This window comes from Streptomyces sparsus (genome assembly GCF_054776295.1).
On sequence record NZ_BAAHCA010000854.1, the window covers coordinates 1 to 2,116 of the forward strand.

The window sequence follows — 2,116 nt, forward strand, 5'->3', positions numbered from 1 at the left end:
GCCGCCGACGCCCGTGCCCGAGGCGTCGGCACCGTCTTCCTGACCGCGGCCACCGAGGACGTCGCCCGGCTCTACGCGGGGTTGGGGTTCCGCCGGGTGGCCACCGCGATGGTCGCGCAGCCCGCCACCCGGCCGACGCTTTGAGCGCGCGGCGATCCCGCCCGCCCGAGAGGGCCCGCACGGGAAGCCGCCAGGGGGTCAGGCCTCGGGTCTCAGGGGGATCAGGCCGTCAGAGAGAAGTCCGCCGGGGGCAGGCCCTCAGGGTGAGGTCAGGCGGAAACCGACCTGGCCGAAGCGGACCTGGTCACCCGGTCGGACGGCGATCGAACCGGTCAGCCGCCGGCCGTTGACCCAGGTGCCGTTGGCCGAGCCGAGGTCCCGTAGCTGCCAGCCCTCGCCGGTGTGCCGCAGCTGGGCGTGCGCCCGGGAGACGGTGTGATCGTTCAGCCGCAGTACCGAGCCAGGGGCCCGTCCGATCGACAGCGGGTACGGGCCTGGTCCCGGAAGCAGCAATTCCGGCAGCCGTTCCGCGCGCCAGGCCCGGCGCAGCCGCAGCGAGAACGACGACACGCGACTCACCGAGCGCAGCACCAGGCCGGGCGGCCTGCGTTCCGGCCCCAGGTCGTGCAGCACCGCGCGCAGTTCGTCGGGGCGACGGGCCAGCAGGATCAGTTCCATCCGGCGCGCGAACGTGTTCTGCGAGACGCGCCCCTGCACCGCGCTCTCACGAAGCACCTCGAGGGCACGTTCCCGCTCTGCGTCGGACACCCGCGGGGGCTGTGCGCTGAACTCGAGTGATGACATGAACACCGATTCTCCCGGGCCGGACCGGAGCTGTCCAGAAGGAGGCTGACCAGCTCCTCACAGACCGGGACGCGCCCCGGGCCCCGCCGGTTCGCACCTCGGCGCAACGTCTCCCGGGACCGTTTCCCGGCACCACGCCGGGGGCGGGCCGACCGCCCGTGGGAAAACCGGTGGCGGGTGCCCTGCCGCGGCCCGTAGGTTGCGGCGACGCCCGACGAGGAGGAAGGAGGCGAGCAGCGATGCACGACCGTACCGTTCCGCGCTCCCGCCTCTGCCCCCGGGCGATCCCCTGGCACCGACCGGGAGCGCACCACGCCTTCCGGAAGGAAAACCCGTGACCCGACTGGTCATCCGCGCGCTCCAGGAGCACGAGGCGCGCGACGTCTTCACCTCCATGCCCGACCCCGCGCTGGTCGGCAGACCCCTGCTCGGCAGGGCGTACGACACCCTCGCGGCGGGCGGTGAGTACCGGCCCGACTGGACGTGGGTGGCGACGCGCGCCAGGGCCGACGGCCGGCAGGCCGTGGTCGCCCGGGCGGCCTTCTGGGCCGCGCCCGACGACGACGTTCCGGTCGTACTGGACTGGTTCGACTGCGTGGACCGGGAGAGCGGCGCCCGACTGCTGCGTGAGATCCCGATGCGGCACGAGTTCGAACTGGTGCTGCCGCCCGGCTGGCGCGCGGACGCGGCGGTCCGGCGCGCGGCGGAGCTGCGCATCGACGCGGCCGCCGACGCCGGCTACCGCCCGCTGACCGAGCGCTTCCGCTACCTGTGGACACCCGACTGCGGCCTGCCGGCCAGGCCGGGGCGGCTCGTCTTCCGTCCGGAACCGGACGACGCGGTGATCCTGGAGGTGCTGGAGCGCATCGTGCGGGGCTCGCTCGACGCCCACCAGCGTTACACCGCCCGCACCGAGGGGAGTCGGCAGGCCGCCCGGGAGGAGCTGGACTTCTTCCACTGGTGCCCCTCCCCGCGCGAGTGGTGGCGTCTGGCGTACACCCCCGCGGGCGAACTCGTCGGCATCCAGGTACCGCTGCACAACCCCGGAGGCCCCTGCGTGGGCTTCATCGGTGTGGTTCCCGAGCAGCGGGGCCACGGCTTCGCCCACGACCTGCTGGTGGAGTGCACCCGCCAACTGGCCGAGTCCGGCGCCGAGCGGATCGCGGCGGCCACCGACGTCGGCAACACCCCGATGGCGGCCGCGTTCGCGCAGGCGGGGTACCCGATCGTCCAGCACCGGTACTGCATGGTGCCCTGACGGGGCACCTGCCGTCCGCGGCCCCGCACGCCCGGCACGCGCGCCCGCCGTGCT

General features: G+C 74.2%; 2 protein-coding genes. One reads left to right on the top strand and one right to left on the bottom strand.

What is annotated here, in order from left to right; translation table 11 throughout:
* Nucleotides 1–258: 258 nt before the first annotated feature.
* Nucleotides 259–804, bottom strand: coding sequence for an FHA domain-containing protein (locus ACYVE9_RS24180; RefSeq protein WP_461030014.1), 546 nt, complete (start codon nt 802–804; stop codon nt 259–261).
* 334 nt (nt 805–1,138) lie between these two features.
* Here ACYVE9_RS24180 and ACYVE9_RS24185 point away from each other — a divergent pair, with 334 nt between their 5' ends.
* A complete protein-coding gene (locus ACYVE9_RS24185) occupies nt 1,139–2,062 on the top strand; it encodes a GNAT family N-acetyltransferase (RefSeq protein ID WP_461030015.1) in 924 nt (307 codons plus the stop codon).
* The last annotated feature ends 54 nt before the right edge of the window (nt 2,063–2,116 follow it).